This window comes from Paracoccus marcusii, assembly GCF_006151785.1.
In the GTDB taxonomy this organism is placed as follows: Bacteria; Pseudomonadota; Alphaproteobacteria; order Rhodobacterales; family Rhodobacteraceae; genus Paracoccus; species Paracoccus marcusii.
Genome location: NZ_VDDD01000205.1, coordinates 1 through 3,165, shown reverse-complemented (window position 1 = coordinate 3,165; position 3,165 = coordinate 1). Strand labels below are relative to the sequence as shown.

Genomic DNA, 3,165 nt, shown 5'->3' with positions numbered 1-3,165 from the left:
GGGCGGGGTGGCCGCGATCGACGCCTGCCGCGCGCGGCGCGCGGCCAGTTCGGCCTGGCGGCGTTCGGTCTCGGCCTGCAGGACCGCGGGGTCGAACAGGCGGGCGTGCTGGTCCGGCGCCTCGGCCAGCAGCTGTGCAGAGAGGACATCGATCTGGCGGCGGAACCGGCCCACCGCCTCGGCATGCAGCGCGCCAAGGGCGGGAATCAGCCCGACCAGCTCTGCCCGCGCCTGCGCCACGCGGTCGGCCCATGCGGTGATGCCGGTCTCCTCGACCACATTCAGATTGTGCTGGTCATAGTAGTCGAAGTTGATCCGGTCGGCATCCGCGCTGTTGGCGGTGCCGCGCCAGCGCTTCATCAGGAAGACCTCGCTGGCACGGATCATGTAGTGGTTGACGTGGCACAGATCGTACCCCGCCATCTTCGGGGAGGTGGTCCACCGCTGCCGCAGAAGGTCGCGGGTCACGTCCTCTCCCGAGCCGTTCACGATCAGCAGCGGATGCGCGGGAAGGCCGTAGAAGTTCTTGAAGACCGGTCGATGGACGCCCAGGTGCTGCACCGGCAGCGGTCGAAAGATGGTCTTGATGGCGAACTGGCTGTGCGTGAACGGAATGTCCGTGGGCGAGGCCATGGTGAACTGGCGGATCTGCAGCTCGTCCCTAAACGGGATCACGCCGCCGTTGCCGAAGATGCGCCACTGCGCGGCGACCGCGTCGGTGCGGTCGGGCAGGGCCGCGAACAGCGCGTCCAAGGTGCCGTCCCCGGTGTTGACGTGAAAGAATTCGTCCCCGTCCAGCACCGCGATCCAGTCGCTGCCCGTCACTTCGGGCAGGGCCATGGCGCGGGCATAGGCGCGGCGCTGCGGGTCGTCGGGCTGGCCGGCGATCAGGTCGCTGTTGTCGAAGTGGATGACAATCCCCGCCTGGTCCAGCAGCTGCAGCATCTGGTGCGTGCCGTCGGTGCAGTCGTTGGAATAGATGACGAAGCGGTTGAACCCGATCAGCCGGTGATAGCACAGCCATTCCAGCAGGAACGGCCCCTCGTTCTTGACGGTCGTGACGATGGTCCGCGTCGCGTTCGATTTCCAGCGGAACGAAAGATCGGGGGACAGGCTGTTCATGGCCGCACGGGTTTCCTGTGTCGTGACCCCGTCCATATCAGAGCGGCGCGGCTTCCTCAAAGGGATATGCCGCCCTGCGGTTGTCGGCGCGCGCCCGGCCTGCCCCATGGCGTGCCCGCCTGCCGCGCGGCATGGCATCGGCCCAAATCCTGTGCGCTTTGTGCAACAGCGGCGCCCGCTGCGTCGTTATCCCCTTCACAGGATGCAAGGGGCGGCTTCAAGTCGGATCTGTGACGGCCCGCGCGGGCAGCCCGGAAAGGGATGGTAAAGGCACATGGCATCGATTCTGGGTTTCCTGCAGCTGGCAGGCGCGGTGGCGCTGCTGCTGTTCGGTCTGGGACTGGTGCGCGACGGCATGGTCGAGGCCTTCGGCCTGCGAATGAAGCTGATCCTGGGCGCGGGCACGCGCACGGGGCTGCGGGCCTTCGCATCGGGGCTTGCCGCCACCTTGGGTCTGCAATCGTCGACGGCCACCGCCCTGCTGACCGCGTCCTTCGTCCAGCGAGAGATGATCGCCACCCGCCGCGCGCAGATCGTGCTGCTGGGCGCGAATGTCGGCACGGCGATGACGGCGGTGATCGTGTCGACCGACATCACCGCGGTCGCGCCGGTCCTGGTGCTGCTGGGTTACGGCCTGCGCCGCCGGGGCACGACGGTGACGTCGGGGGTGGGCACGGCCCTGATCGGCGTAGGGCTGATGCTGGTGTCGCTGACGTTGCTGGACCAGGCGACCGCGCCGCTGCGCGCCTCGCCGCAGATGGCCGCCTTCCTGCCGATGCTGGATCAGGCCTGGCCCGTGGCGCTGGCCTTCGCGGCGGGGATCGCGCTTTTGTGTTCGTCATCGTTGGCGGCGGTGCTGCTGATCGGGTCGCTGGTTCTGCCGCCCGACCTGACGGTGGTCATGGTGCTGGGCGCGAACCTGGGCGGCGCGATGGCGCCGGTGCTGGCGGGGGCCACGCTGGATATCGCCGCGCGGCGGGTGCTGCTGGGCAACCTGACGGTGCGCGCCATCGGCTGCCTGATCGCGCTGCCGCTGGCGGGATTGGCGGCGGGCGCGCTGAATGCCATGCCCCTGGCCGTGGGGCCCTTGGCGGTCAGCGCCCACCTGGCGTTCAACCTGGCGCTGGCGGCGCTGATCTGGCCCTTCAACGCGCTGGTCTGCCGTCTGGTGGCGGTGCTGATGCCGCAGGACGCGCATGCGGCCTCGACCGCGCCGCGCTGGCTGGATGCGCAGGTTCTGGACGCGCCGCCCCTGGCCCTGACCGGCGCCCGGCGCGAGGTTCTGGACATCGGCGACAGCGTCGAGCGGATGCTGGCCCAGACCCGCGCGGCGTTCCGCAAGCACGATCCCGCCCCCCTGGCCGAGGTCCGCGCGATCGAGGATCAGGTCGACCGGCGACAGCAGCAGGTCAAGAACTATCTGTCGCGCCTGACCGGCGACGCGACCGAGGCCGAGCGTCGGCAGGCCATCGACATCCTGGATTACGTCATCAACCTGGAACATTTCGGCGACATCATCGACCGGGGCCTGTCCCCCGAGGTGGCCAAGAAGATCGGCCTGGGCCTGCGCTTTTCGGGCGAGGGGTTCCGCGAACTGGACGCGCTGTTCCTGCTGACGCAGGAGAACCTGCGCATGGCGCAGACGGTGTTCATGACGCGTGACCGCGACATGGCCCGCCGCCTGATGGAGCAGAAGGTCACCATCCGCAACCTGGAACGCCAGTCCGCGCAGCGCCACCTGATCCGCCTGCGCGAAGGCCAGACCGAAAGCCGCGAAACCTCGTCCCTGCATCTGGACCTGCTGCGCGACCTCAAGCGGATCAATGCCCATGCGGTCTCGGTCGCCCATCCGATCCTGCAGGACGAAGGGCTGCTGATCGAAAGCCGGCTGCGCGGCAGCTAGGCCCGGGGCGCGCGCCAGCCCGCGCCGTCGCGGATGCCGGTCAGGTGCAGGTCCGCGTCCAGCAGGATCAGGTCCGCGGCCCGGCCCGGCGCGATGCGCCCGGCCTTGGCCCCGATCAGGTGGGCCGGGACCGACGTCGC

Annotated in this window: 2 protein-coding genes; one reads left to right on the top strand and one right to left on the bottom strand. The window is 69.2% G+C overall.

Features of this window, described 5'->3' with window-relative positions; all coding sequences use genetic code 11:
* The coding region (locus FHD68_RS18070) for a glycosyltransferase family 2 protein (RefSeq protein ID WP_167550436.1) at window positions 1-1,122 on the bottom strand (1,122 nt) is incomplete at its 3' end.
* A gap of 274 nt (window positions 1,123-1,396) precedes the next feature.
* Between FHD68_RS18070 and FHD68_RS18065 the strand changes: the two genes are divergently transcribed.
* The gene (locus FHD68_RS18065) at window positions 1,397-3,025 is read left to right on the top strand and encodes a Na/Pi cotransporter family protein (RefSeq protein ID WP_139086468.1); all 1,629 of its coding nucleotides are present in this window, start codon (window positions 1,397-1,399) and stop codon (window positions 3,023-3,025) included.
* Window positions 3,026-3,165 lie beyond the last annotated feature (140 nt).

Bases quoted from the DNA above. Each gene is read 5' to 3' on its own strand.
- FHD68_RS18065 (WP_139086468.1), top strand. From the start codon at position 1,397: ATGGCATCGATTCTGGGTTTCCTGCAGCTGGCAGGCGCGGTGGCGCTG.